Genomic DNA, 651 nt, shown 5'->3' with positions numbered 1-651 from the left:
TCCCGCTTTGCCGACTGGCCGCTCGCCGCGAAACTGACCAACTGGGGCATTGCGCTGCACATGGGCATCCTGTTCGGTCTGCTCAACCAGATCGCGCTGGCGGCGTTGGCGATCGCGCTGCTGGTGATGATCGTGCTCGGGTACATCATGTGGTGGCGGCGTCGTCCGACCCGTGGCGCGCGGCGGTGGGGGCGCCCGCCTGCCCGTGGCACACTGCGAGGCCTGCACCCGGCTACCGCGGTCGCGCTGATGGCGGGCACCGTACTCGTCGGCTGGTTCGTGCCGCTGCTGGGGCTGAGCCTCCTTGCTTTTGTCGTCGTCGATATCGTCGTCGGCGTGTTTCAACGCAGACGAGCATCGGCCGGGGTGACCCGGTGAGTGAGGACCTGTCGCTGCTGCGGCGTGAGCTGTCGATGATCGAGGCGCGGGTCGCCCGCGAGGTCGATCCGCGTGGTCGCGGACCGTTCATCGCGGCCGCCGTGCTGATCCTCCTGATCGCGCTTGCCGCCCCGCAGGTCGACGGGTTGCGAGCGTGGCACGTGCTCGGGGGCGGGCACGACGAGGTCGCGGCGCTGGCCCGGCTGTTCACCTGGTTCGTGGTGGTGTTCGGGATCGGGGCGTCCGCGCTCGCGGCGTGGACCCGCCGCTGGG

The 651-nt window shown here is 70.5% G+C and carries 2 protein-coding genes; both read left to right on the top strand.

Annotated elements, in window-relative coordinates:
* Nucleotides 1–378 (top strand): PepSY domain-containing protein (locus IJ15_RS0124315; RefSeq protein WP_031940890.1); only part of this gene is annotated, 378 nt, incomplete at its 5' end.
* The coding region (locus tag IJ15_RS0124310) for an Rv2732c family membrane protein (protein WP_031940889.1) at nucleotides 375–651 on the top strand (277 nt) is incomplete at its 3' end. The genes IJ15_RS0124315 and IJ15_RS0124310, both read left to right, overlap by 4 nt.

It is taken from the genome of Prescottella defluvii (assembly GCF_000738775.1).
GTDB classification, from domain to species: Bacteria; Actinomycetota; Actinomycetes; order Mycobacteriales; family Mycobacteriaceae; genus Prescottella; species Prescottella defluvii.
The sequence above is the reverse complement of the archived record's forward strand: the minus strand, read 5'-3'. Positions and strand labels throughout refer to the sequence as shown.